This window comes from Pseudoalteromonas shioyasakiensis (genome assembly GCF_022398475.1).
Classification (GTDB): domain Bacteria; phylum Pseudomonadota; class Gammaproteobacteria; order Enterobacterales; family Alteromonadaceae; genus Pseudoalteromonas.
This window is the reverse complement of the sequence record NZ_JAKEVM010000248.1, coordinates 1-2,802: the sequence shown is the minus strand read 5'-3', so window position 1 is coordinate 2,802 and position 2,802 is coordinate 1. Positions and strand designations below refer to the sequence as shown.

Here is a 2,802-nt window from a genome sequence, read left to right as displayed (position 1 = left end):
GAATAGATTATTTCATTAAATCCACATATACTAGCTACTGTTGAACATTTAACTTAACTTTTAATACTTAAGAGAGCTCTCAATGAAAGAAATCCGATCTTTTGTGAAATCTGCGTCATTATCTGAATTAGAAAAAGCAAAACAGCTAATTGACACAGCAATCGAGAAATATACTCAACAGCAAGAAGCTAAAAAAGAAGTACTCGATCTACTAAAAGAAAAAGGACTTACATTAGAAGATTTACAAGATGTTGCTTCAACAGATAAGCGTACTAAGGTAAAACCAAAGTACCGCATCGAATTTAATGGCGAAATTGTTGAATGGACAGGCCGTGGCAAACGTCCTAAAGCATTCCAAGGTGTCGATTTAACAAAACACCTCGCTTAATTTTTGCTTTAAAGAATATCAAGGGAAGCGTATGCTTCCCTTTTTTATGTCGATTATAGTCCGATAACATGAAGTACGTACTTAGACCCTACCAACAAGAGGCCGTAGCACGCACGGTTGCTCACTTTCGACAAACAGATGACGCCGCACTGATTGTTTTACCAACAGGGGCTGGAAAAAGCCTTGTTATTGCTGAACTTGCGCGCATTGCTAAACAAAAGATTATGGTGCTCGCGCATGTTAAAGAGTTAGTAGAGCAAAACGCCGAGAAATATATTAGCTTTGGTTTTAAGGCGAGTATTTTTTCTGCGGGGTTAAAGCAAAAGTCTTTAACAGAGCAAGTCACCTTTGCGAGTGTGCAATCACTGGCACGCAATACAGAAAAGCTCACTGATGCTTACTCTTTGTTGATCATTGATGAATGCCACCGTGTAAGCGGTGATGAACAAAGCCAGTACGGGCTGGTGATAGCGAGTCTAAAAAAACAAAATCCCAATCTTAAAGTACTTGGCTTAACCGCAACACCATTTCGTATGGGGATGGGTTGGGTTTACCATCATCACTATCATGGTTTTGTTAGAGGTGATAAAGATGCACCGTTTAAAAAGTGTATTTTTGAGTTACCACTGCGCTATATGATCAAGAACGGCTATTTAACGCCGCCCCATGAAGTCGATGCAGCCATTAGCCATTATGACTTTTCATCATTACCGAGTGATTCATTTGGTCGGTATAGTATTGAGAATATGAATGCGTTATTGAAAGATAATACACGCGCAACAAAAGCGATTATCAAGCAAGTTATAGAATACAGTGAACAGCGTCATGGCGTGATGATCTTCGCAGCAACCGTAATGCATGCCAAAGAAATTACCAGTTACTTACCTGAGGATAGTACGGCACTTATCACGGGTGATACTGATAATGACGAGCGTGACCGAATTATTAATCAATTTAAAGCAAAAAAAATAAAGTATTTAGTAAATGTATCTGTACTCACGACGGGCTTTGATGCGCCTCATGTCGATTATATTGCGATTTTACGTCCCACCGAGTCAGTCAGTTTATACCAACAGATTGTTGGTCGAGGCCTTCGTTTAAGCGAAGGAAAAAAAGACTGCTTAGTGATTAATTATGCAGGTAACGGCTTTGATTTGTTCTACCCAGAGGTCGGCAGTAAAAAAGCGCAAAGTGATAATGAGCCTGTTCAAGTGCTGTGTCCAGGCTGTGGATTTGCGAATATTTTTTGGGGTAAAACAGACAGCGAAGGCAAAGTGGTTGAGCATTTTGGTAGGCGTTGCCAAGGCTTGCTGGACGATGGTGAAGAACAAGTACAGTGCGATTATCGTTTTCGATTTAAAGAATGTGAGCAGTGTGGTGAACAAAATGATATTGCTGCAAGGCAGTGTCAGTCCTGTGGTGCCATGATGGCAGACCCTGATGATAAACTACGAGAAGCACTAAATTTAAAAGATGCTTTGGTATTAAGGTGTAGTGGTTTGTCAGCTCAAGTGCTCGCAAAAGGTTTACTTAAAATTAGCTATTATGATGAAGATGGAGCCAGTTGCGATGAGGTATTTAACTTAGCAAATGACACCGGACGATTTATTTTTAATAAGCAGTTTGGTAAGCGAGCAGCACTTGGTTTTACCCCAATGGAATGGCAAAGCGCGGAACAGGTTGTCAATTTACAACAGCAACTGCTTGCACCCGACTTTGTAATTGCGCGTAAAAATAAAAAATATGGTTGGAAAGTGGCTGAAAAGCTATTTGATTATCAGGGCAATTTTCGTAAGGCGAATCAATTAAATTGACCCCCTTACGAGATTGTGGGAATGGCTTATTCTTCTTCGGCCATCAACCCCCAACCATCGCCATAACCATTATGGCTATTAGCAATGCTTTCTAAGTATTGTTCTGTTTGGCTAAGTAAGGTGTGATCTGGCACCATCTTCACACGAGTAATTACTTCCCACACCCCTGTATCTGGGCATTTGGCTAACTCTGTTGAAGGGGCAAGTTCATCACTTGTAATTGCTTCAGCAAATTTTTCTGCTTCAGGCTTTTGTTCAAAAAGAATATAGAAATCGATAGTTTGCATACTGGTTAAATCGACACCAGCGTCAGCAATTTCAGCTAATAATTGACCGTTTTCGTCATCAGGGAAGTGCATTTAGTCGCTCATTCATTATAAATCTAGGTATTATCCGCTATTGTAGCGAAAATAATTGTTTAACGCGTACTAATTTTAACATTTCAATTATGTCAGTGGCTATTGCACTGTGCTAGTATCTTTTTGTACTCATTTTAGATTATGACTCTTCCAAAAAAGTAAGGATATTTTTTGTATACTCGGCATTTCTTTTTTGTCTTTGTGTTTATCTGCTTTTCATACAGCCAGCACGCAATTAGTG

Annotated in this window: 3 protein-coding genes; 2 read left to right on the top strand and 1 reads right to left on the bottom strand. The window is 39.6% G+C overall.

What is annotated here, in order from left to right; translation table 11 throughout:
- Positions 1-82: 82 nt before the first annotated feature.
- On the top strand, positions 83-388 hold the full coding sequence (locus L1D51_RS21125; RefSeq protein ID WP_054564036.1) for an H-NS histone family protein: 306 nt from the start codon (positions 83-85) through the stop codon (positions 386-388).
- A gap of 68 nt (positions 389-456) precedes the next feature.
- Positions 457-2,202, top strand: coding sequence for a DNA repair helicase RadD (gene radD / locus L1D51_RS21120; protein ID WP_239964787.1), 1,746 nt, complete (start codon positions 457-459; stop codon positions 2,200-2,202).
- 26 nt (positions 2,203-2,228) lie between these two features.
- Here radD and L1D51_RS21115 read toward each other — a convergent pair whose 3' ends face one another.
- Complete coding sequence (locus tag L1D51_RS21115; RefSeq protein ID WP_054564034.1) at positions 2,229-2,561, bottom strand: ribonuclease E inhibitor RraB; 333 nt, start codon at positions 2,559-2,561, stop codon at positions 2,229-2,231.
- Between the last annotated feature and the right edge of the window lie 241 nt (positions 2,562-2,802).

Coding starts and splice junctions, on each gene's coding strand:
- radD (WP_239964787.1), top strand. CDS start 457: ATGAAGTACGTACTTAGACCCTACCAACAAGAGGCCGTAGCACGCACG.
- L1D51_RS21115 (WP_054564034.1), bottom strand. CDS start 2,561: ATGCACTTCCCTGATGACGAAAACGGTCAATTATTAGCTGAAATTGCT.
- L1D51_RS21125 (WP_054564036.1), top strand. CDS start 83: ATGAAAGAAATCCGATCTTTTGTGAAATCTGCGTCATTATCTGAATTA.